The 23606-nt window shown below is 45.3% G+C and carries 17 protein-coding genes and 1 tRNA gene; 8 read left to right on the top strand and 10 right to left on the bottom strand.

What is annotated here, in order from left to right; genetic code table 11:
* Positions 1-21: 21 nt before the first annotated feature.
* Positions 22-1458 carry an alpha-L-fucosidase gene (locus tag FHS57_RS15545; RefSeq protein WP_183975191.1) on the bottom strand — a complete coding sequence of 479 codons (1437 nt, stop codon included), beginning with the start codon at positions 1456-1458 and terminating at the stop codon, positions 22-24.
* 95 nt (positions 1459-1553) lie between these two features.
* Positions 1554-2972, bottom strand: a complete 1419-nt coding sequence (locus tag FHS57_RS15540) for a glycoside hydrolase family 125 protein (RefSeq protein WP_183975189.1) — start codon at positions 2970-2972, stop codon at positions 1554-1556.
* 361 nt (positions 2973-3333) lie between these two features.
* Here FHS57_RS15540 and sov point away from each other — a divergent pair, with 361 nt between their 5' ends.
* A complete protein-coding gene (sov, locus tag FHS57_RS15535; protein ID WP_183975187.1) occupies positions 3334-10734 on the top strand; it encodes a T9SS outer membrane translocon Sov/SprA in 7401 nt (2466 codons plus the stop codon).
* 267 nt (positions 10735-11001) lie between these two features.
* Here sov and FHS57_RS15530 read toward each other — a convergent pair whose 3' ends face one another.
* Together FHS57_RS15530 and argB are read right to left on the bottom strand one after the other, a co-directional pair.
* Positions 11002-11466 (bottom strand): RidA family protein, encoded by a 465-nt coding sequence (locus tag FHS57_RS15530; RefSeq protein ID WP_028522147.1) that lies wholly within the window; start codon positions 11464-11466, stop codon positions 11002-11004.
* Between the two features lie 34 nt (positions 11467-11500).
* Positions 11501-12292, bottom strand: a complete 792-nt coding sequence (gene argB / locus FHS57_RS15525) for an acetylglutamate kinase (protein WP_183975185.1) — start codon at positions 12290-12292, stop codon at positions 11501-11503.
* 78 nt (positions 12293-12370) lie between these two features.
* On the opposite strand from argB, the gene recO reads away from it, so the two are divergent.
* The gene (gene recO / locus FHS57_RS15520) at positions 12371-13066 is read left to right on the top strand and encodes a DNA repair protein RecO (RefSeq protein ID WP_183975183.1); all 696 of its coding nucleotides are present in this window, start codon (positions 12371-12373) and stop codon (positions 13064-13066) included.
* Positions 13067-13157: 91 nt separating this feature from the next.
* Here the strand turns inward: recO and FHS57_RS15515 are convergent, their stop codons facing one another.
* Positions 13158-13886, bottom strand: a complete 729-nt coding sequence (locus FHS57_RS15515) for a metallophosphoesterase family protein (protein ID WP_183975181.1) — start codon at positions 13884-13886, stop codon at positions 13158-13160.
* 11 nt (positions 13887-13897) lie between these two features.
* The gene (locus FHS57_RS15510) at positions 13898-14536 is read right to left on the bottom strand and encodes a DUF4190 domain-containing protein (protein WP_183975179.1); all 639 of its coding nucleotides are present in this window, start codon (positions 14534-14536) and stop codon (positions 13898-13900) included.
* 353 nt (positions 14537-14889) lie between these two features.
* On the opposite strand from FHS57_RS15510, the gene FHS57_RS15505 reads away from it, so the two are divergent.
* From FHS57_RS15505 to FHS57_RS15485, 5 genes are all read left to right on the top strand, one after another.
* Positions 14890-15072: a hypothetical protein gene (locus tag FHS57_RS15505; RefSeq protein WP_028522143.1), complete on the top strand. Its 183-nt coding sequence runs from the start codon at positions 14890-14892 to the stop codon at positions 15070-15072.
* 74 nt (positions 15073-15146) lie between these two features.
* On the top strand, positions 15147-15521 hold the full coding sequence (locus FHS57_RS15500; RefSeq protein WP_183975177.1) for a helix-turn-helix domain-containing protein: 375 nt from the start codon (positions 15147-15149) through the stop codon (positions 15519-15521).
* A gap of 83 nt (positions 15522-15604) precedes the next feature.
* Complete coding sequence (locus FHS57_RS15495; RefSeq protein ID WP_183975175.1) at positions 15605-17563, top strand: alpha-1,4-glucan--maltose-1-phosphate maltosyltransferase; 1959 nt, start codon at positions 15605-15607, stop codon at positions 17561-17563.
* Positions 17564-17581: 18 nt separating this feature from the next.
* Positions 17582-19000: a pyridoxal phosphate-dependent decarboxylase family protein gene (locus FHS57_RS15490; RefSeq protein WP_183975173.1), complete on the top strand. Its 1419-nt coding sequence runs from the start codon at positions 17582-17584 to the stop codon at positions 18998-19000.
* A gap of 54 nt (positions 19001-19054) precedes the next feature.
* The gene (locus FHS57_RS15485) at positions 19055-19789 is read left to right on the top strand and encodes a class I SAM-dependent methyltransferase (protein WP_183975171.1); all 735 of its coding nucleotides are present in this window, start codon (positions 19055-19057) and stop codon (positions 19787-19789) included.
* Between the two features lie 187 nt (positions 19790-19976).
* Here FHS57_RS15485 and FHS57_RS15480 read toward each other — a convergent pair.
* The 4 genes from FHS57_RS15480 to FHS57_RS15465 form a co-directional block, all read right to left on the bottom strand.
* A tRNA-Asn gene (locus tag FHS57_RS15480) sits at positions 19977-20050 on the bottom strand.
* Positions 20051-20179: 129 nt separating this feature from the next.
* Positions 20180-20455 carry a PH domain-containing protein gene (locus FHS57_RS15475; RefSeq protein ID WP_028522138.1) on the bottom strand — a complete coding sequence of 92 codons (276 nt, stop codon included), beginning with the start codon at positions 20453-20455 and terminating at the stop codon, positions 20180-20182.
* 30 nt (positions 20456-20485) lie between these two features.
* A complete protein-coding gene (gene rsmG / locus FHS57_RS15470) occupies positions 20486-21106 on the bottom strand; it encodes a 16S rRNA (guanine(527)-N(7))-methyltransferase RsmG (RefSeq protein ID WP_183975169.1) in 621 nt (206 codons plus the stop codon).
* A gap of 11 nt (positions 21107-21117) precedes the next feature.
* A complete protein-coding gene (locus tag FHS57_RS15465; RefSeq protein WP_183975166.1) occupies positions 21118-22293 on the bottom strand; it encodes a glycosyltransferase in 1176 nt (391 codons plus the stop codon).
* 137 nt (positions 22294-22430) lie between these two features.
* Between FHS57_RS15465 and tgt the strand changes: the two genes are divergently transcribed.
* On the top strand, positions 22431-23564 hold the full coding sequence (gene tgt, locus FHS57_RS15460; protein ID WP_183975164.1) for a tRNA guanosine(34) transglycosylase Tgt: 1134 nt from the start codon (positions 22431-22433) through the stop codon (positions 23562-23564).
* The last annotated feature ends 42 nt before the right edge of the window (positions 23565-23606 follow it).

Below are 23606 nucleotides of genomic sequence, written 5' to 3'. Positions count from 1 at the left end.
CTTACAGGTGTGCTTGTTTGCTTACTTTGTTATTTTTATTGTCCAAGCGTAACTGCCAGGCACTTTTTGAGCCAATTTTTGAGGAACTTGAACCGTAATTTTGCCGTCTTTCTGAACCCATTTTAAGTTGTCAGGAAAACCCAAAAGGCTAATTTTTGAAGTTTTGGTCAAGTTTATTTTTTCAAGGTCAAACGACAGCGGAAAGCTTTCTTTTTCGTCGGCGCAGTAAATGGCGTATGTCACATTGTCGCCTTTGTGCGTAAATACAAATTTCCCTTGTTTGCCAACCACATTGTCGCCGCGAGTTTCGTAAATCGCTTCCCCGTTTATCTTTATCCATTTGCCAATTTCTTCTAAACGCTGGTAGGCTTCGGCATCAAAATCACCTTCTGGACTAGGAGCGATATTGAGTAGCAAATTGCCATTTTTTGAAACAATATCCGCCAAAATGTGAATTAACTTTCGCGCTGATTTGTAATTTTCTTTTGGTACATAGCTCCAAGAGTCGCCCATGGTCATACAAGTTTCCCACGGAATGGGCATATAGCTGTCAGGAATCTGATGCTCAGGTGTTACGTAGTTTTCAAACTCACCTGATACCGTTCTATCCACAACCAAAAGCCCAGGTTGTAACTCACGGCCACGTTTGGCGATTTTGGCCATGTCGATGTCTTGGTCAAAAGGAATGGTTTTTTGCCACGAAATGGTCGTGTCAATCGTGCTAAACGGACGAACCCAGCCGCCGTCGAGCCAAAGAATATCCACCTTTCCGTAGTCACTCATTAATTCCTCAATCTGGTTGTAGGTAAACTTCTTAAAGCTTTCCCACTTCTGAGGATACTTTTTGGGATGGTACGATGGGTTACGGTCTTTAGGCGGGAAATACGACCACCAATAATCATCGGTATGCCAATCGGGTTTTGAAAAATAAGCCCCCACCATAAAGCCTTCGTTGCGAAACGCCCCGAAAACTTCCTTGGCTACGTTGCTACGAGGGTTGGTGCTAAACGGTGATTTGGTAATTTTATAATCGGTGTATTTAGAATCAAACATACAGAACCCGTCGTGGTGTTTGGTGGTAAAAACCACGTACTTCATCCCCGCATTTTTGGCGGCAGTCGCCCATTTTTCAGGAGCAAATTGGGTAGGATTAAACGTGTATTGGAGTCTTTCGTATGCTTTTTTGTACTCGTACCAATTGTCTTTGTACGGCCCACGGCGTTCGCACCATCCTTCGTCTTCGGGGCATAAGCTCCAGCTTTCCACGATGCCCCACTGACTGTACGTTCCCCAGTGCATGAGTAAGCCAAACTTTACATTTTGCCACTGTGCCAGTTTGGTTTTTACTTGAGGGTCAGAGGGTGCAATGTACTTGCTGTGGTTTTGTTCTGAGTGCTGCTGGGCCAAGGCGGTAAGGCTCAATACCGCGATTCCAATCGAGAAAAGTGATTTTTTCATAGGGCATAAAAGTCCCCAAGCCCCCAGAGGAGGCTTGAGAGATTGGGTGTTTATAAGTTAGGTATTGGGTGCATAAATGGCTAAAATTGAGCGGACTATGCTTTGAGTAAATGCGGGCGTTCTCGTTCAATTTTCAGGAGAAGTTCCCCAAAAAGTGTGTTGGCCCACGCAAACCACTTACGGGTAAACTTCGAGGCATCGTCTTTGTCGAACGACTCGTGCATGAAGCCAGTTCCTGCGTGGGTCGATTTTAAGAAACGTAGTTGGGCGGCTATTTCTTGGTCGTTGGTAGAGGTCATGGCTCGCATGATAATACTCATCGGCCAAATCTGATTCACCAGCGTGTGTGGACTGCCGATGCCTTCGGCTGCTTTTCCACGGAAGAAATAAGGGTTGGAGTCACTCAATATAAACCGCCGCGTATTTTGGTAAATCTTGTCATTGGCATTGACTGCCCCCAAGTAAGGCAAACCGAGTAAATTGGGAACGTTGGCATCGTCTTGGAAAAGGCAGTTGCCAAATCCGTCCACTTCCATCGCGTACATTGGCCCAAAAGTTGGGTGGTTGATAATAGCGTATTTTTTGATGGCCTGTTCGACTTCGTTGGCAAACGCACGGCATTCTTGGGCAAATGCAGCATTTTTATAAACGGTCTCCGCAATTTCGCCCAGTTGGCGGAACGAAACGACGGCAAATAGATTCGATGGAATCAGAAATGGGTACAGTGTCGCGTCATCCGATGGCCTGAAGATACTGTGGATGAGTCCGTTGGGTTTGGTGTTGTTGCCATAGCCATTACCTGGGACAGTATCCGTTGACCACGAGGTGGTTCGTCCAAAACTGTAGCGGCCACGTCCTTTTAAGCGTTGTTGTTCGCGGCAGGTAGCAATGATAAGCTGAGCGGCTTTGAGCCATTTTTCGTCAAAAATACTCGTGTCTTGGGCGGTTTTCCAATAGTGATAGGCGAGCCGAACCGTATAACAAAGTGAGTCCAATTCCCACTTACGTTCGTGCAATTCGGGCTTCATATCGGTGTGGTCTTTCAACCATTCGCTATGCCCTGGGCCATCGTTAAAAGCATTGGCATACGGGTCAATCAAAATGCACTCTGTTTGGCGATTGACTACCCCCGCAATGAGTTTTTTCAACGATTCATCTTGCTTAATTAACGGCAAATAAGGCCATACCTGAGCGGTGCTGTCGCGTAGCCACATGGCATGAATATCGCCCGTAATCACAAACGTGTCGGGGCGGCCGTCTTTTATTTTATGATGAACGGTGGTGTCGAGCGTGTTGGGAAAGCAGTTTTCAAAGAGCCATGCCAATTCGGGGTCTTTGATGACGTTTTTCATGCGACTGATGGTAGCCTCAATCGTCGAACTGTTGAACTTACGCTGGGCAGCTGGTACGCGAACCGTTGGGAAAGAGTTCGCAAAAAGAGCGGGAGCCATTAAAACTCCCGCGCCTGCCATTGAAGTGGTTTTAATAAAATGTCTTCGATTCAATGATGTCATGTGTGATAGGAACAGATCAATGGCATAAAAATAGTGCGAAACGCCGAAAAACGTGTGTAAAACTCGGAAAAATAAATGAAGTTTAAAAAAATATTTTAAAATATATGTTATTTTATTGTAAAAAAATCATTAAATAGTCATCTATGGCTAGTTTTTGAGCAGATGCTTATTTGTTAACCAAACTAATAGCCCAAATCTCTAATTAGACAGGCTTGAAATAGGGGCTTTTGACGAAGAATTTACTTTTTTCGACAGTTATATCTATCTTTAGCCCGCTTTCTTAAAAATATCCGTTTACTCAAAGACGATTGGCAAGGTTTTGGCCGTTAAGCTTTTGAGTACGTAAGACCGTTGAAGCATCGTGGGCATTATTACACAAAAATTCTATTCTAGTTCTGTTAAATCGTACGCTATCGCCAGTTTGTCAACCGCCTTGTGGCTGGGTGCCGAATCTGCTGAGGCTCAGACTTCTAACCAAAGTCGGAGAACAGCCGTTCAAGACACTAGCCGTGAGAACCGTCAAAGTCGGCGATTTCTGTACTCTCGTTGGGACGATCGCCCAAGCAATCGTTTCAATTATGTTCCTCCTCGTTCCTCACTTTTTTTACGTGAGCCTAAAAGCCTCACCAATGAGTTTCGATTAGACACCAACCGACGAATGTCGGTCTATGAGCGTATAGGTGATCCTAAAGCGCCGCCACTCAACTACCGTAATCCTCTGAGTATGACCTATGAGGATTTTCAGAAGTTGCAGGACCGTCGCGTTTTTAATTACCTCTGGCGTGATTATTCATCGAAGCAAGATGGAAAAGGGGCGTTGGGAGCCAAGGGCTTATTGCCTAAATTGGATTTGCCACCAGGGTTCGACCGAATCTTTGGTAGTAGTGGTATTGACTTTAAACCCAACGGGTTTGTGTTGTTGGATTTTGGCGTCATGCACCAAGAAACCGATAACCCGCTTATTCCCATTCGTCAGCGTCGGGCTACTAACTTTATTTTTAACGAACAAATCAACGTCAACTTCAATGGGAAGATTGGCGATAAATTGGGTTTGTTGACCAACTTCGATACCAAGTCGAGTTTCAATTTTGAAAATCAGCTGAAACTCGATTACCGTCCAGGGAAAGTGAACCAAAACCTGCCTAATGTGCCTAACATGCCCAACGGGGCGGGTTTGGGCCAAGGGGTACAGAATGGCTTAAATCAACAAGGGATGGGTGTCGGTCAAATGGGAACTGGCCCACTTGATTATATTCCCGAAAACGAAAGTATTATTCAAGGTATTCAGGCAGGGAATGTCAACTGGCAAATTCCTTCTCAGTTGATTCCTGGGGTACAGAATTTGTTTGGAGCAAAAGTTGACCTTCGTTTTGGACGTTTAACCGCGACGGTCGTAGCTTCACAACAACGCTCTCGTCAGCAGTGTATTACATTGCGGGGAGGAGCCCAAAACCGTCAGTTTGAAATTCGTGCCGATGCTTACGACGAAAATCGCCACTTTTTCTTAGGACAATATTTCCGCGAGAACTACGAGCGTTGGTTGGGTAACTTGCCAATGATTATGTCGGGAGTAACAGTTACGCGTTTGGAAGTATATGTGACCAACCGTACCAACAACACCGAAACCCTGCGTAACCTTGTCGGTTTGTCTGATTTGGGTGAACCTAAGCCGTTTAATACCGCCAACCCGAACGTTCAACCGATTGCGGCAACGCGCCCGTTGGACAATAAATCGAATGGGTTGTACCAAAAAATTACGACAGATGCCAACGTACGCCAAGCCGACCAAACAAGTACGGCCATGGAGCAGTCGTACAACCTTCGCCGTGGCGATGACTATGATGTGTTGCGAGGAGCACGGCGTTTGAGTGAGCGGGAGTTTAAGTTTCATCCCGAACTGGGCTATATGTCGCTTTTGACACCCCTTCGGAACGATGAAATTTTGGCCGTTGCTTATGAATATACCCTTAACGGACAAAAATATAAAGTAGGGGAGTTGACCGAAGATTACCAGGCTCGTCCTGAAGACCAAATATTGGTATTGAAATTGTTGAAGTCATCGACGATTCGTAACAATACCAATCATCCCATGTGGAATTTGATGATGAAAAACATCTATTCGCTCAATACCACACAATTGGGGAAACAGAATTTTCAACTTCGGGTCATTTATAAGGATGATATAACGGGGATGGATATTCCTAACTTACAGGAAGGGCCTATTGCCAATATCCCGTTGCTACGCGTGATGGGGCTTGATAAATTGAACCCCCTCAATGACCCCGTTTTGGACAATAACCGCAAACCTATTGGGGACGGAAACTTTGACTTTATCGACGGTACCACCGTTGATAGCCGTTACGGACGGATTATTTTTCCAGTGTTGGAGCCATTTGGAACAAATTTAGCCAAACAATTTACGGGCGATGAAGTGCTTGCCAACAAGTACGTTTTTAATGAACTCTATCGCTCTACCCAGATTGATGCACAGCAGATTACGGAGAAAAACAAGTATTTCTTGAAAGGTTCGTACCAAGGTTCGATGGGAGGGGCAACGGTGCCTTTGCCATTCGGGGTGTCCGAAAAATCGGTGATTGTGCGGGCGGGCGGCGTTCAACTTACGCCAGGCGTCGATTACATGGTCGAAGGACAGTCGGCGGTGCGAATTATGAACGAAAGTGTAATTAACTCAGGCCGTGATATTGAAGTTTGCTACGAACAGCCCGATTTGTTCCAAAACCAGATTCGTACCTTGTTAGGAACTCGTCTCAATTATACCATCAATCGCCACGTGCAAGTAGGGATGACGGCCATGCGCTTACGCGAAACGCCCGCAGGGTTTTTGACGCGCGCCGCTTTGGGTAACGACCCCGTCAGCAACAGCATTATTGGGGCCGACTTTACGTTCCGCAAAGACGCGCCGTTCTTGACAAAATTACTGGATAAACTGCCGTTGATTCAGACCAAAGAAATGTCAAGTATTCAGTTTCAGGGCGAGGTTGCGCAGTCATTTGCAGGTTTGCACCCACAGGTACGAAACCGTATTGTGGTCGATGACTTTGAGTCGGCACGTACTCAGTACGACCTTACCCGCCAGCCAACCCGCTGGCGGATGGGAGGAACTCCTCAACAATTTCCTCAGGGAACACTCGCTAATCCGCTAGAATATGGGCACAATCGGGCAAAAATTTCTGCCTATTCCATTGATATTTCGTTTTCTCCCAATGCCCAGATTGGCCTTCCGCAACGACCCAATATTGTTCAAGAAGATTTTAACAACGTGTATGAGCGCTTGTTTACACCGCAAGAAATCTTCACAGGACGGGGCTTGTACTTAGTGAATTTGCCAGAAAATATTCTCGACGTTGCCTACTTCCCAAGCGAGCGTGGGCAGTACAACTATAACCCAGACCTTGATCCTGACGGGCGCTTGCGCAATCCCCGTAAGAACTTTGGGGCTATTACTCGTGCCATTGGATCTGATGTGGACTTTGACAATGCCAACGTCGAAATCTTGGAATTTTGGATGATGGATCCATTCAAAGAAGGGGTGAATGGGGTTGTAAAAGATGGCTTTGTTAACAAAAATAACGTAACGGGAGGTAAGCTGTTTTTTAACTTGGGAGAAATTTCGGAAGACGTAATGAAAAACGGACGTTACGACTTCGAGAACGGCTTGCCTGTTGGAGAGAAGACGACGACTCCTACGGCAACTCAACCAACTGCAACGGTAGCTCAGACTCCTTGGGGATACAGCACTCGTCAACAGTTTATTATTAATGCCTTTACCAATCAGCCTGGCGCGCGAGAAAAGCAAGATATTGGGCTAGATGGTTTGAATAACGCCGAAGAACGTACCTTCTTTAATAATTATCTTCAAAGTTTGCCCGCTAATCTAAAGACAGAAGCCCGTCAAAGAATTGCGGCTGACCCCTCTGGTGACGACTTTGAGTTTTATTTTAGTGCCAAAGCCGATAGCGCCAATAAGAAAATTGTAGAGCGTTATAAAAACTACATGGGGACGGAAAACAATACCCCTGAGTTTGAACGTACTAACGCGATTACCGAAGCGGCTACTAACTTACCCGACGGAGAAGACCTCAATACCGACAATACCATCAACGACCAAGAAGCGTATTATGAGTATGAAGTTGATCTAAAACCTGGCCAACTCGACGTTGGGAAGCCATATATCGTTGATAAAGTAACCGCTTCCAACGGGGCAGGAGACAACGTTAACTGGTATTTGTTCCGTATTCCCGTACGCGAGTTTACGCGCAAGGTGGGTAATATCAACGGGTTTAAATCCATTCGATTTATTCGTCTGTACATGACAGATTGGGATAATCCTGTGGTACTTCGCTTTGCTCAACTTCAAATGGTGGCAACGCAATACCGTAAATATACAGGCGACCTCAATGCCAAAGGTTTGCAAGAAGTGCCTGAACCTTACGATGCTCAATTTAAGATTGCGACCGTAAGTGCCGAAGAAAACAGCTCGAAGGTAGTCGCAGGCTCAGATACGAAGAAACAAATCTATGCTGTGCCTCCAGGTTGGCAGCGTGACGTTGATTATACCACGCCAAACCAACGCCCATTGAACGAACAAGCCATGAGCTTGTGCGTGACCAACCTTCGTGATGGTGATTCTCGTGCGGCGTTCAAAAACGTGACAAGTCAAAACATGCTTTTCCGTGAGCGTTTGAAAATGTTTGTCCACATGCACAATGATCAAGACGAAGACGGTCAAGTGTCGGCTTTCTTGCGTTTGGGAACGGATGTGACGGAGCATTATTATGAAGTTGAAGTAACGAAATTACGCGCGACTCGCCCGAATACTGATATTCCAGAGCAAGTATGGCCCGAGCAAAACGAGATTGACATAGAAATGAAATGGCTCATTGAAGCCAAACAAGAGCGTGACAGACAAACGGCTCCTTCGCTGACCGTACCTTATACCATTACCAAAACCGATGCGTTAGGACGAATCTATCGAATTACGGTAGTAGGACGTCCCGATTTGAGTAATATCATGGTGACCATGATTGGCTTGCGAAACCCGCGTTCGGATGACCAGGCGGCGAAAAGTTTCTGTATTTGGGTGAATGAATTGCACGTGCAAGGGTTTGAAAACCAATCGGGAACGGCGGCTATCGCTAGGGCCGATATTAAACTGGCAGATTTGGGTACGATTCAAGTAGCTGGAAAATGGACAACTTTTGGTTTTGGTGGGGTTCAGCAAAAACTCGCCGACCGCTCTCGTGACAACACCACGGAGTTTAGCTTGTCGTCGGCGTTGGCTTTGGATAAGTTTTTACCACAGCAATGGGGCTTTAAAATTCCTGTGTATGTCAACTACGACCTGCGCGAAGTACGTCCTCATTTTAACCCTTACGACCCTGATACGCCTCTGGCGACTTCGTTGGCCAATTATGCCGAGAATGACCCCCGCAGGATGCAGCTAGAAAATTCGGCAGTCGAAAAAATGGAACGACGGGGTATCAACTTCTCAAACGTCCGAAAGACAAAAGTAGGGCCGAATGCCAAACGGCATCTCTGGGACATTGAAAACTTCTCGTTTACCTATGCTTTCAATGAGCAAACGCGCCGCAGTAGTTTGTTGGCAGATTATACCCAACGCCAATACCGAGGTGGAATAGTGTACCAATACAGCTTCCCGCAAAAACCTTGGGCGCCGTTTAAGACCGTCAAAAGCCTCGAACGTCCTTACCTAGAGTTGTTGAAAGAGTTTAATCTTTCGTTGTTGCCAACCCAAGTGGCAGTGCGTTTCGATGCCGACCGTAGTTTTGTTCGGACGTTGTACCGAACAGGTGATTTGACGTCATTGGGGCAGTCTCCGTTGTACGAAAAATACTTCTTGTTCAATCGTTCGTACGATGTGTCGTGGAACTTGACCAAGAGCATCATGTTATCCTACAGTGCGTTGGCCAATGCCGTGGTGGATGAGCCTCAAGGTGATATTGATACGCGAGCAAAGCAAGATTCAATTTGGAACAATTTGCGCCGATTTGGACGGACTAAAAACTTTGACCAAAAACTACGTCTGACTTACCGCTTACCGTTGGATAAAATCCCGTTGCTCGACTGGATGACGGCGGATTATAGCCATAATATTGGTTATCAATACCAAGCCAATTCACTCGGAATCAGCGATACACTAGGTGTTTTTTACGGAAATACCATTCGGAATAGCTTAGACCGAAGCATTCGTGGGAAAGTCGATTTTGTGATGTTGTACAACAAACTTCGCTACTTACGTTTTGCCAATACACCGTCGCCTAAGCGGAAAAACTTTGCGCGTAGCCCAGGGGATGATGAAGAAATAAATCGTGAACCGAGCAAATTGCTGAAAAACATTACGCGCTTGTTGATGACGGTGCGTGGTATCGATGTGGATTATTCGCGCCAGGAAACGACGACATTACCAGGGTTTTTGCCCGATGACCCTAACCGATTTGGGTTAGATGCGGCGATGAATGCCCCTGGATTACCTTTTGTATTGGGAAGTCAAGACCGCAATTTCCACCGAGAAGCTGCCGATAGAGGTTGGTTGACAAAAAGTACGATGCTCAACTTACCGTTTATGCAGACGCTCAATCGGACGTTCCGAATGAACACCCGTTTGGAACCGTTCAAAGATTTTCGGGTTCAGATTTCGGCGACCTTAACGCGAGGGGATGACTATCGAGAGTTTTATCGGCCATCGACTCCAGGCGGGCCTTACGAAGTCCAAAGCCCGATTCGTAACGGTAATTTCCAAATGTCATTTATGTCGTTCCGAACGGCTTTTGCCAAAATTAATAGCGATAATACGTCACCTATTTTCGACCGCTTCAAAGCCTATCGCGAAGATTTTGTGACGATTTTGACCGAAAAGCGCCTGCGTGAGAATCCTAATGAAAAACTGGGTGATTACAATGTTAATTCACAAGATGTACTGATTGCGGCGTTTTTTGCGGCTTACAATGGTAAAGATCCGAAGAAAGACCCCTCAAAAGTACGTACCAACCCATTCCTTGGTTTCCCAATGCCAAACTGGCGAGTGGACTACAACGGGTTGTCGCAGTTGGGGGCTTTCAAAAAGATATTTAGCTCATTTACCTTGGAGCATAGCTATCAATCGACGTATAGCGTGGGGAATTTCACGTCATCGCTCGACTATCAGTCGATGTATGTCAACCTTGCCGTGATGAACTATCCGTTGGCAATCTTACCAGGAGATAATGGTCAAGCCATTCCTGTGTTTGTGATGAGTACGATTTCACTATCGGAGAAATTTGCGCCTTTGATTGGGATTCGTGCCCGTACGCAGAATAAGATTGACATGCAGTTTAGCTACAACCAAGACCGTAACGTGGCACTCAATTTGTCGAACTCACAAGTGGCAGAGCTGTTTAACCGTGACATAACGGCAACGATTGGTTTCACGCGCAACAACGTACGAATTCCGTTCCGTATCAATGGGGAATTTAAGAAGTTGAAAAATGATTTGCAGTTCCGCTGTAGCTTTACCATCAGAGATACACGGGCGATTCAGCGCCGTTTTGAAGAGCCTCCTACGGCTACTCAAGGAAATTATAACTTCCAGTTGCGCCCGCAGTTGAACTATACAGTGAGCAAATTGTGGAGCTTACAGTTTTATTTCGACCGTACGTTTAACAACCCGTATGTACTTAACTCGTATCGCCGCTCGGTTACTTCTGGTGGTATTCAAGTACGATTCAATGTCGCAGAGCTGTAGTAAATACATGTGAGGTAGGTTGCTCACAACCTACCGTTTGACCTAAACAAAAAGCCCTCCGAAAGTTTTGATGCTTTCGGAGGGCTTTTTGTTTGTAGGATTTCCCGCTGTTGTTGTATCTTTTCCTTTTTGTCACCCCGACGAAGGAGGGGGCTAACTCTTTTAAAGGTGTTTTCTCAACGACCATCGGGGTTGTGAGCAACCCCGAACACAGCGAGGTTGTGAGTAATCCCGAACACGGCGAGGTTGTGAGCAACCTCGCTCACATTAGTCGGCTAACTCAAAAATAACTTCGATTTCGATGGCGGCCATGCGCGGCAATGAACCCATGCCTACGGCACTCCGTGCGCCTACGCCGCGCTCATCTCCCCAGATTTCAGCGAACAGTTCGCTGCAACCGTTCATGACGTAAGCGTGTTGTTCAAACTCAGGAATGGCGTTAATCATACCCAAGATTTTTACTACTTTATTGATTTTATCGAGGCTACCAAACTGCGAACGAAGCGTCGAAAGAAGTAAATAGCCTGTTTTACGAGCAGCTTCTTTGGCTTCGTCGGCGGTTAAGTCTCTGCCTACTTTTCCCGCAATCAGACTACCGTCAAGTTCCAAGGAGATGTGCCCAGAGATGTACGCTAAATTTCCTGTGACAACGACAGGCGTGTAAACACCCCCTTTGGCTGGCGGAGGTGGTAAAGTAATTCCAAGTTTTGCGAGATTTTGTTCGGCAGTCATAAAAAAATAGTATGGTTGTTAGAAATAGTTACTTTTATTCGTTGATGAGTTGGGTTCCTGCACTGCCATCATTGACGGCCGTAGCAAGTTGGTCGGCATGACAAATGGTTACTTTGGCCACGCCATTTTGGAGGGCGGCAAAGGCATTGTCAAGTTTGGGAATCATTCCTTTATTGATTACCCCTTCGGCTTTGTAAGCTTGGTAGGCACTTGGGGCAATTTGAGGAATGACGGCGTCATCGTTGGTAGGGTCAGACAAGACGCCTTTTTTCTCAAAACAATACACCAAGTTTACTTCAAACTGGGCCGCTAAGGCTACTGCCACCGACGAGGCCATGGTATCGGCGTTGGTGTTGAGCATACTTCCCGAAGCAGGGTCGAAGGTCAAAGGGGCAATGATAGGCACCAGGCCACCATGGAGAAAGGCGGAAAGTTGGTCGCTATTCACCGCTGCGACGTCGCCCACAAACCCGTAGTCGATTTCTTTTACGGGGCGTTTACGGGCCTTGATAACGGCCGCATCAGCACCCGTGAGCCCAATGGCATTACTGTCTTTTTGTTGGAGTTTTCCAACGATGGTTTTGTTTACCAAACCTCCATAGACCATCGTGACGACGTTCAGCATGGCTTCGTCGGTAATGCGTCGGCCATCGACCATCAAGGTTTCGATGCCTAACTTTTCGGCCACTTGGGTCGCGATTTTGCCGCCACCGTGGATTAATATTTTGTGTTGAGGCAAGCTCGCAAACGACGACAAAAAGCGATCGAGGGCTTCAGGATTATCAATGACGTTGCCGCCTATTTTAATTACTAGCAATTTTTCCATAAACTTGACATCTAATTTGGTCGGCAAATTACTGAAATTCCTACGACTCACGCCCCACTATTCGTCAGTATCTCCCTTATGATTCACAAAACCCGTGGCATAGCACTCAATTTCCTTCGTTACCGCGAAACGTCGATTATTGCCAAAATCTACACGGAAGAGTTTGGCATTCAGAGCTATATCGTAAACGGCGTACGGTCAGCCAAGTCCAAAACCAACCGAATTGCGTTGTTTCAGCCACTGACTTTGCTCGACTTGGTGGTGTACCATAAGAGTAAAGAACAAACCATCCACCGTCTATCCGAAATTAAATGTAGTTTGCCATTTAAAAGTCTCCCGTTTGATTTTGTAAAATCGAGCATTGCGCTTTTTATCACCGAACTTTTGGTTAAAACACTCAGAGAGGAAGAAACTAATAGTCCTTTGTTTGAATTTCTTAGCGAATCCATCACTTATTTGGAAGAAACGACGACGGGATACGAAAATTTTCACCTTCAATTTTTGGCAAAATTTGCGTTTTTTCTAGGTTTTGGACCCGAAACGGTCAAGGAAATTGAGGAGCAACTGGCGGAGAATTTATATCCATATACCCTCGAACCCGAAATGCGAGAGGCAGTACAAGTGTTTATACATTTACCCTACGAAGCCAGAGTCCATTTAGACCGCCTTCAACGTAGCAAATTGCTGGACGCACTCATTTTTTTCTACAAAGTCCACTTGGAAGGGTTAGGAGAAATCAAGTCACTGGATGTACTTCGAGAGTTGATGCGTTAGTTTTTGGGTTTCGGGTTTACGGTTTTGGGTTTTTCCAAAAATAAAAACATCAACCTCTAAACCCCAAACTTACAAACAGTAAACTTACAAACTACTTCTTCCCCCTTCCTTCTTCGCCAGGGTAGAGGGTTTGGACGATGTCGCTTTGCCAGTATTCTTTGGTGGTAGCATCCATTAAGGTGAGTTTTCCGTGAAAAGCGGCGCCTGTATCAATGTTCCAAATGTTGGCACGGTGCATGGGCAAATCAGTGTGGTAATTGAGGGTTGGCGTGTGGCCAATAAAAATTTCTTTGAAGCGCTTAAAACGCTTAGGATAAAGCGTTGAAGAAAGGTTTTTATCCATGCTGACTGCCGTTTCCCACAAGGTACGATCCCAGCAGCAAACGGTTTCATCCTCTTCTTGTTCGGGGCCATACACCGACGTAAAGCCACCGTGTACAAACAAACGGTTTTGAGAATCAATGTAGTAGTATTTCATCTGACTAAAAAAAGCCAAATGAGCCAGCTTTGCTTCAATGTTATAGCGTTGATAACTTTTGGCCGTGCTACTTCCGCCGTGTAGCAACCAATGGTGCGGGGCAAGGCCCATTTCAAGCCAGCCCTCACACCATAAATCGTGGTTTCCTTTGATGAAAATACAGGGTTGTTTTGCCGAAAGTTTTATCAAAAAATCAATGACTTGGGCCGATTCGCTCCAGCCATCGACATAATCACCCAAAAAAACGAGCGTATCCTCGGTCGTGACAGTAGCGCGTTGCATTACTTGCTGTAACGCACGTAAACCACCGTGTATGTCACCTATGACCAAGGTTCTTTTCATATAAAATAAGATTAAGCGCCAAAGCCGCTAATCAAAGCCGCAACAAACAAGACGCCAAGAATTAATAACAAGAGTTCGATAAAACCTAGAACAAGTCCTGCAATGGCCCAGCCTCTTCCTCCGAGTTGCCCGTTGCTATGACGAACGCGGCTGAGACCAATAAAGCCGAGGACAATGGCGGCGACCATTCCAATTAAAAATAGCCAACCCGTGGCAAATAAACCTACTATGCCAAGAATGGCGGCTAGAAATGAGGCGACTGATACCCCGTCGGTTTTGGTAGCTTTGGGTTGTGTATGTTTTAAAACGCCCATTTTTGTGAGCTTACGTTCTACCACTCGCTGGGCTATGCGTTGTTTTAATGATGCTTTTTTAGGCTGAAAGGTAGTGTTTGTGGTAGAAGCGACCTCTGTTGAAGCAGCTACTATTTCAGTAGAAGCGATTTCTTCAGGGAGGGTTGGAGAACTATCTTCCTGCGGAGCAGAAGCAAGGGCTTCGGAAATTAGTTCAGGGGTATGAGTTTGTACTTGCCCCTTTTGTGGGCTTGAGTGATACTCAAAAGTAGGAGCGGGGATGAAAGTGACGTATGCCCGCTTTTGGCAGGATGCAAGTAGTACAACGAGTGTAAAAAGGTAAAAGAGATTTTTCATTGAGGTTGAAAAGAGTTTAGAAAAATGGGAGATGAATGGTAGCAATTATACGTAAAACCCCCCTTGAATCAAAAAGTAAAATTGTTTCTTTGAGATTAATCAGTGAAAATTTTTTGAGAAGACAATAAAAATGAAACTGGTTAAACCAGCACATAATCAAAAAGTTAAGGGGAATTACTAGCGACTTTTGACCCTTTTTTACGTGCTCTAAAAAGGAAAAGCGTCAAAAAATTGTATTTTTCAAGGAATTAATTTGAACTTTAATAATTTTTTAATTTTTTTTTAAGGAAACCATTGCAAATATTAAAAATGTATTTACCTTTGTAACGGAAACCTTAAAAACATCACAAAAAATGAAAAAGGCATTTGCATTCTTATTTGTTGCTGGTATGATGACTCTAGCAGCATGTGGCGGTAAAACTGAAGAAGCTGCTACTACTGACACTACAGCTGCTGCTGCAGTTGACACTACTGCTGCTGTTGATACTACTGCTGCTGTTGATACTACTGCTGCTGATACTTCAGCTGCGAAATAATTTTCGCCGCAACAAACGAGTACAACAAATGAAAGCTTTGCGAACCTTCGCGAAGCTTTCGTCGTTTTTATAGCATGATGAAAACGATTGCTGAAAAAATCCGACTCCTTCGCCTCGAAAAAGGCTTTTCGCAAGAAAATGTGGCCGACATGCTCGGTATCTCCACCACAGCCTATGGAGATATTGAACGAGGTAAAACCGACTTGACCCTTTCTCGGCTTCAAAGTATTGCCCACGTATTTTCGACTTCATTGAGGCATTTAATGGGTGAAGAAGATGTTATTACTTCCCAAATTCAGCAGCTAGAGCTTGAAAAACTGAAAATGGAGAATGAAAAGCTACGCCTTGAAAATCAGCTATTAAAAGAAAAATTGGCAGGAAGAATCATCGTAGATTTACTGCGCGAACGTACGCAAGTACCCGCCGAACGACAACGGATTGGTTTTTAAGCCAAGAAATAATAAATCCCTACCCCGACGCTTGTTCACGTCGGGGTATTTTTTTAGGTTTAGGGCGTAAAACCAATAAACCTATGATGAATCTCGCCGAAATTGCTGGAAAAAACCGCGTTATCGTTGAAAAAGTAACTCCTGAGCTAGATGGGGGACAGTTTTATATTAAAGCTGTTCCTAACGAAGTGATTCAGGTAGAAGCCGATATTTTTTGTGATGGCCACGATAAAACGGCCGCACGCCTCTGTTTTAAGCATCAATCCGAAAAAAAATGGTCTGAAGTACCCATGCGGTTTGTTAATAACGACCGCTGGGAAGGGCAATTTATCGTCGAAAAAGAAGGAGACTACCTTTATACCATCGAAGCGTGGGTAGATCATCTCGCGTCGTGGGAGCACGAAATTACCCTCAAAATTCGCGATGCGCAGCACGTTAATAGTGAACTGTTGGTGGGGGCGAGTTTGTTGGAAAAAATCGTAAAAAATGCCTCTAAAGAAGATAAAAAAGCGATTCAGGAAGCGATAAAGGCATTTAGAGACGAAAAACGCTACAACGAAGCGGTGCTGTTGGCCATTGGCGAGCAAATGGCAGAATGGATAGAAAAGTACGCGTACCGTGAAAATGTGACTCGGTATAAAGAACTGCGCCTATGGGTTGACCGTCCGAGGGCAGGTTTTTCTACCTGGTATTCGATGTTTCCGCGTTCGGCGGCCAAAGAACCTGGGCAGCACGGAACTTTCCGCGATGTGATAGATTTGTTGCCTCGCATCGAACGTATGGGCTTTGATGTGCTTTATTTGCCGCCCATTCACCCGATTGGGATGCAGTTTCGGAAGGGGAAAAATAACAATGTGTTGTGTCAGCCTAATGAACCAGGGGTTCCGTACGGCATAGGTTCTGAACTGGGGGGGCACGATGCAATTCATCCCGACTTGGGAACACTTGATGATTTTAAAGCCTTGGTAGCGGCGTGCAAAGCCCACGGAATGGAGATTGCGATGGACTTAGCGATTCAGTGTTCACCCGACCACCCGTGGGCCAAAAATCACCCCGAATGGTTTAAGATTCGTCCTGATGGAACGATTCAATATGCCGAAAATCCACCAAAAAAATACCAAGATATTTATCCCATCAATTTTGAAACCGAAGCTTGGGAGAGCTTATGGTTGGAGCTTCGTCGCATTATTTTTGTGTGGGCCGAGTGGGGCGTGCGCATTATTCGGGTGGATAATCCCCACACCAAAGCGTTTGCGTTTTGGGATTGGGTGATTGCCGAAACCAAGAAAAAATATCCTGATATGATATTTTTGGCTGAAGCGTTTACGCGTCCAAAAGTAATGCAGCGATTGGCTAAAGGTGGTTATAATCAGTCTTATACGTACTACACGTGGCGAACGTCGAAGGAGGAGTTGGTAGCCTATATGACGGAGTTGACCCAAACGGAAATGAAACACTATTTCCGTCCAAATTTCTGGCCAAACACACACGACATCAACCCGCCATTGTTACAGTCAGGACATGAGCCAAATTTCTTGATTCGCTATTTTATGGCCGCAACGCTGTCGTCGAATTACGGAATTTTTGGCCCTACCTATGAATTTATGGTACATGAGGCTTTTCCAGGAAAAGAGGAGTATTGGAATTCCGAAAAATACGAAATCAAACACTGGGATTGGAATCATACCAATAAACTTACCTACGTCATAACGCAAGTAAACCGCGCCCGAAAAGAGAATGCGGCTTTGCAACAAACCAATAATATTATGTTTTGTGACATCAATGACGACCAATTGTTGGCCTATCTCAAAACGCATCCTGATGGCAATCGTATTTTGTGCGTGGTGAATTTGGACGGGTACAATCGTCGAGGTAATACGGTGCGGATTCCGTTGCATAAAATTGGGAAAGCAGGTTGGGAAGATTTCATTGTCCACGATTTGCTAACGGGGTCCAAGTACGTTTGGAAAGGGGAGTATAACTACATCGAACTTGACCCGTATTTGTTACCTTTCCATTTATTCCGAATAGAAGATTTGTAATTTTTTTAACCTAAGTTCATGCGTTTACAACAAGCGTATTCTGCCGAGCATTTTCGGGAAGAAGCCCATCGACTCGTTGACCAGCTCGCGGATTATTTAGCTGCTGCGCAAAGTCAGCAACTTGAGACGGTCATTCCCTACCAGTCGCCCGAGGAAAATTTTCTTTTCTGGCAACAGAATGCTCAAGAAGGCGCAGGGGCGTCGTCCGATTTTTTTGCAGAGGTAATCCAGCGTTCTACCCATTTGCACCATCCACGGTACATGGGGCACCAAGTGTCACCGCCGTTGCCGATGGCAGCCATGGCAGGAATGCTGACCAGCTTGTTGAACAACGGGATGGCGGTCTATGAAATGGGACTGGTGTCTAATCCCCTTGAACGCATTTTGAGTGAATTGTTGACGCATAAAATTGGCTTTGGGGCGGAGGCCAGTGGGCTATTGACTTCGGGAGGGACGTTGGCGAACCTCACTGCGCTGCTCACCGCTCGCGCTACCCAGACAGAAGTATGGGAAAACGGCCACGAACAACCTTTGGCGGTCTTGGTGTCAGAAGAAGCACATTACTGCATCGACCGCGCGGCAAGAACCATGGGGATGGGGAGTGAAGGTATTATTAAAATCCCGACCAACGCGCGTTTTCAGATGCGAACCGAGTTGTTGGAAGCGTATTACCAAAAAGCGGTTCAAAGTGGCCGCAAAGTGATTGCAGTCGTTGGAAGTGCCTGTTCGACCTCAACAGGCGCTTACGACGACTTAGTAGCCATTGCCGATTTTTGTGAAAAACACCAATTATGGTTCCATGTGGACGGAGCACACGGCGGAGCCGTGGTTTTTTCTGAACGCTATAAACCATTGGTCAAGGGCATTGAGCGAGCCGATTCGGTAGTGATTGATTGGCACAAAATGCTATTGACGCCCGCTTTGGCAACGGCTTTGCTCTTTAAGAGAAACCAAGATTCGTTTCAAACATTTCACCAAAAAGCGCAGTATTTGTGGGCAAACCAAGGCGCGCAAGAATGGTTTAACTCAGGTAAGCGAACGTTTGAGTGTACGAAGCTCATGATGAGTGTAAAAATATACGCCATTCTCAAAACCTACGGAGAGGAGATTTTTACTGAAAACGTAGAGACATTACACGACCTTGCCGTTCGTTTTGCGCAAATCGTACACGAACGGCAAGGTTTTGAATTGGCCTTAGCACCCGAAAGCAACATCGTGTGTTTTCGGTTTGTGGGAGAGGGGCGCACAGCGGAGCAAATCCAAATATTGAATGCGGCCATTCGCCAAAAACTGCTGGAAGAAGGAGCTTTTTATATTGTTCAAACAACGCTTCGCGACAAATTGTACTTGCGGGTTTCGTTGATGAACCCCCTGACGACTGAGAACGATTTGACGGCGTTGTTAGATGCGATTGAGCGTTTGGCGATGAAAATGTAGGGTAGCTATTGTAAAGAAAGAAAATATTGTCGTATTTTTCTGAAAACCAACGATATGGACGCTAACTCTTACGACACTATTGCCAACGAATACCGCGATTCGAAGCAATTGGACTTCCGCAAATACATTGAAGAATATACCCTTGAGCAACTGCTTGGTGATGCAACTGCGCTAAACATTCTTGACTTAGCTTGTGGGGAGGGTATCTACACTCGTAAGCTTAAAAAACGGGGGGCTGCCACCATTTTGGGCGTGGACCTATCCACTCGGATGATTGAACTCGCGCAAGAAACGGAAGCCAAAGAGCCATTGGGCTGCGACTATTTGGTGCAAGACGCGCTAACAATGTCATTAGAGCGTCAATTTGATGTGGTGGTGGGCATGTATTTGCTGAATTACGCGCAATCGGCCGATGACTTACACCAGTTTTGCCAAGTAGTGTACGAACATCTTCCGCCTTCGGGTCGATTTGTGGGATTCAATGATAATCCCCACAACGAACTTCAGCATTATCCTAATTATCGCAAGTACGGTTTTGTAAAAGAATCGACTAGCCAACGAAACGAAGGTGATTTTGTGAGGTATCGAATGTTCAATTTAGATGGGACGGAGTTTAGCTTCAATAACTTCTATTTTCATCCCCTTACTTATGAACGTGCTTTTGCCAAGGCAGGTTTTCGGGATTTTCAGTGGCAAGGTCCTTTTTTAGACCCATCACAAGCCTCATCTGACTACTGGTACGAGTTCATGACTCATCCGCCCTTGATTGGTTTCTCGGCGGTGAAATAGGGAGGCAAAATTAGGCTAGATTCAATCAACTCAAAGTTATCTTGGAAATTTTGACGATGAAAAGACCAAGGGTTTCTTGGGATGCTTTGTGGTAAAAGTGGATCAAAGCCAAAATTTGTGGAGCAACTTGTATTGCACGTAGCAAAAAAAAGCACCTAACATTTCTGCTAAGTGCTTGATTTAGAGGCTCTCGAAGCTGGGCTCGAACCAGCGACCCTCTGATTAACAGTCAGATGCTCTAACCGACTGAGCTATTCGAGAGTTTGACCGTTATCGTTTCCGATTTTGGTGGTGCAAAAGTAGTAGCTTCTGCAATTAGACGCAAGAGTTTTTTGATATTTTTTTGCTGTTTTTTTGATTAAACAGCCTTTTGCTCTTAAAATCAGTCAATTATACACGCTCTAAAATGAGTTCTTTGATGCGTTGGGCATCTCCTTTGGTGAAGTTTTCAATCACAATTTCGGGCCTTGCACGAGGAATAACGCGAATAGTGGCAAAAAACATGCCGCTGTCAATCTCTACGCCTGAAATGTCGCTGTAAAACACAAACTGCTCGGTGCCGCCAATGAGCTTCTTTAATTTGAAGCTTACTCCTTTGTCGGTCAGGTGTACTTCGTTGGGGCGAACAGGGTCTTTGATGCTACTTGATTTGAATATTTCGTTCATTTGGTCATTAAAATTACGGTGTTGACTATGTTAGTTTGGGACGTAAACGATTTTTTTTGTTTCAAAAAAATCTTCCTCAAAAAAGTCTTGTAAGTTGTAGATTTTGTATTTGCGCTTGAGCTCGCTCATTTCTTCGTCTAAATCTCCCCCCTTTAAAGCCAATACGCCATTGGAGATAGAATGAACGTGGTTGCGACTAATTTTATTTTTGACCCAGCCGTGTAAAGGCGTAATTCGGGCTACGGCACGCGTAACAACAAAATCATAGTCGCTATCGGCCTGTTCGGCGCGGCAGTGTTCGGCACGGACATTGGTGAGGTTAAGCGCTTCCGTCACGGCTTCTACCACTTTTATCTTTTTACCAATGCTATCAACCAAATGAAATTCGGCTTCTGGAAACATGATGGCCAACGGTATCCCAGGGAAGCCACCTCCAGTACCTACGTCTAGGATGCTGGCAAATTCGGCAAATTGTACCACTTTGGCAATCGCTAGCGAATGCAAAACATGGCGCTCATAAAGATTTTCAACGTCTTGCCGTGAGATAACGTTTATTTGGGCGTTCCAAAGAGCGTATAAGTCCTTCAAACGAGCAAAACGGTCGTGTTGAGAAGGAGTGAGTTGGGGAAAATATTTTTCGATGATTTCCATAATCAAATGGCTTACCGCCAGCGTACTTTTTTGCGTCGATTGGTCCACATCACCACCGACATAACGATGTAATAAATAAATAAAACAAAATCCATAAAAGGAATCGCAAACCAGCCTACAGATTTGTACAGCTTACGCGAAGCAACTCCTAAAACAATCCATTGGGATAATAGGCGTATTCCAAAAATAGCGGCAATGATAATAATATAGCCTAATTGCAAAGGTGGAAACGATACGCCTCCCCAGATTCCTAAACCAATAAAGAACACCCAACTGAGCACATGTGTTCCCGATAAAACTGATAGCCGAACTTTATTGGGAAATTTGTAGTACTTACTTACGGAGAGGTGGCGTTTCTTTTGCCAGTACCACGCCGCCCAAGTACTTTTGGGAATAGATACCATAAAGGCGTCGGGGTCAAGGCAAACTGCGGTGTTTTGGGCAGTTGCTATTTCGTTCATCAAAAGGTCATCGTCTCCTCCCGTTACCCGCAAGTGGCTATAAAAGCCTTTGTTTTGAAGAAATAGTGACTTACGGTACATCAAATTCCGCCCAACACCCATGTAGGGTTTTCCTGCCAAGGCCAAGGATAGGTACTGAACCGCCACGTAAAATGTTTCAAAGCGAATAAGTCGGTTGAGAAACCCAGGCTGCTTTTCGTAAGGGGAAAAACCTACAACGATTTGTTTGTCCGAAGTCAAACACGCAACCATCCCCTTAATCCACTGGTCGGTGGTAGGGCGACAGTCGGCATCGGTCAATAAAATAATGTCATGTTTGGCACTGCGTATGGCCGTTGTGATGGCGTATTTTTTAGGAGTGACGTGGTCGTATTCCTGCTCAATGTGCAAAAAACGAACACGTTTCCATACTTGGGCTTCTGTTTCGGCAAAATCAACCGTGCCATCCCACGAGCGATCATCCATCACAATCACTTCATAGTTGGGGTAGTCCTGCTCATTAAGCATTGGGAGCAACGCACGTAAGTTGTCGAGTTCGTTGTGTGCACATACTACGACAGATACCGCAGGGAGCTGGGCAGGGGGCTCGGTAGAGCGCCTAAAGAGCAGTCGTGTAAAAATGCCCAAAACGTAATAAAGCTGAACGACGACCACGGCGCCGAATATGCCTAACGATAGATTAACAACGGGATGTGAAGACCAATCAGGGAAATAAAGTATATCCATGCATTCTCAATAAGTGCGCAAATATAACGGGGTATTTTGGCATACAGAAAGTTGCGGAACTAGATAAACCAATATTGACCTTTATTTTTGCAGAAAAAGTGCACCAAGTGCGCAAAAAATTAATCAAACTAACACGGATGAAATTTGACTTAGTGACCAACGACCCGCATTCAAAAGCCCGCGCGGGGGTTGTGCATACTGACCACGGGGCGATTCAGACGCCTATTTTTATGCCAGTAGGTACGGCGGGAACGGTGAAGGCGGTACACCAACGCGAATTAAAAGAAGACATCAAGGCGCAAATAATTTTGGGGAATACCTACCACTTGTATTTGCGTCCAGGACTGGATATATTGGAAAAAGCAGGAGGGCTACACAAATTTAACGGTTGGGATTTTCCTATTTTGACTGATAGTGGAGGGTACCAAGTGTATTCGTTGGCAGGAACGGGGCGTAAGATTACCGAAGAAGGCGTGAAATTTAAGTCGCACATCGACGGGTCTTTGCACTTTTTTACGCCTGAAAGCGTCATGGATATTCAGCGGCGAATCGGAGCCGATATTATCATGGCATTTGACGAATGTACCCCTTACCCGTGTGACTTCTCCTACGCAAGGAAGTCTATGGAAATGACGCATCGCTGGCTGCAACGCTGCTGCGAGCGATTTGATGCCACGGAGTCGATGTATGGTTATAGCCAAACGTTGTTCCCGATTGTTCAGGGAAGTACGTACAAAGACTTGCGGCGTCAATCGGCCGAATTTATTGCGAGCATGGGGCGAGAAGGAAACGCCATTGGTGGGTTATCGGTAGGAGAACCTGCCGAAGATATGTACGAAATGACGGAGTTGGTGTGTGATATTTTACCCAAAGACAAACCTCGGTATTTGATGGGGGTAGGAACACCCGAAAATATCTTAGAGTGCATTGCCCTTGGTATCGACATGTTCGACTGTGTGCTTCCTACGCGCAACGCCCGCCACGGTATTTTGTACACCACGCAGGGAGTAATTAACATCCGAAATGAGAAATGGAAGGATGATTTTAGTCCAATTGACGAAACATTGGGCGGTTATGTGAGTTCTTTTTATTCAAAGAGTTACCTTCGCCACCTGATTAAATCGGAAGAAATCTTAGGTTCGCAAATTGCCAGTGTGCACAACCTAACTTTCTACTTGTGGCTTGTGGGTCAGGCTCGTGAGCAAATTTTGGCAGGTACCTTTGCCCAGTGGAAGAACGAAATTTTAAAGAAAATAAACCAGCGGCTTTGAAAATTGGGCAAAAAGAATTTTCTTTAGAAAGCCAAAACATTT

This window comes from Runella defluvii, assembly GCF_014195535.1.
GTDB classification, from domain to species: Bacteria; Bacteroidota; Bacteroidia; order Cytophagales; family Spirosomataceae; genus Runella; species Runella defluvii.
Note: the sequence above shows the minus strand (reverse complement) of the source record. Positions and strands in the feature narration are given on the sequence as shown.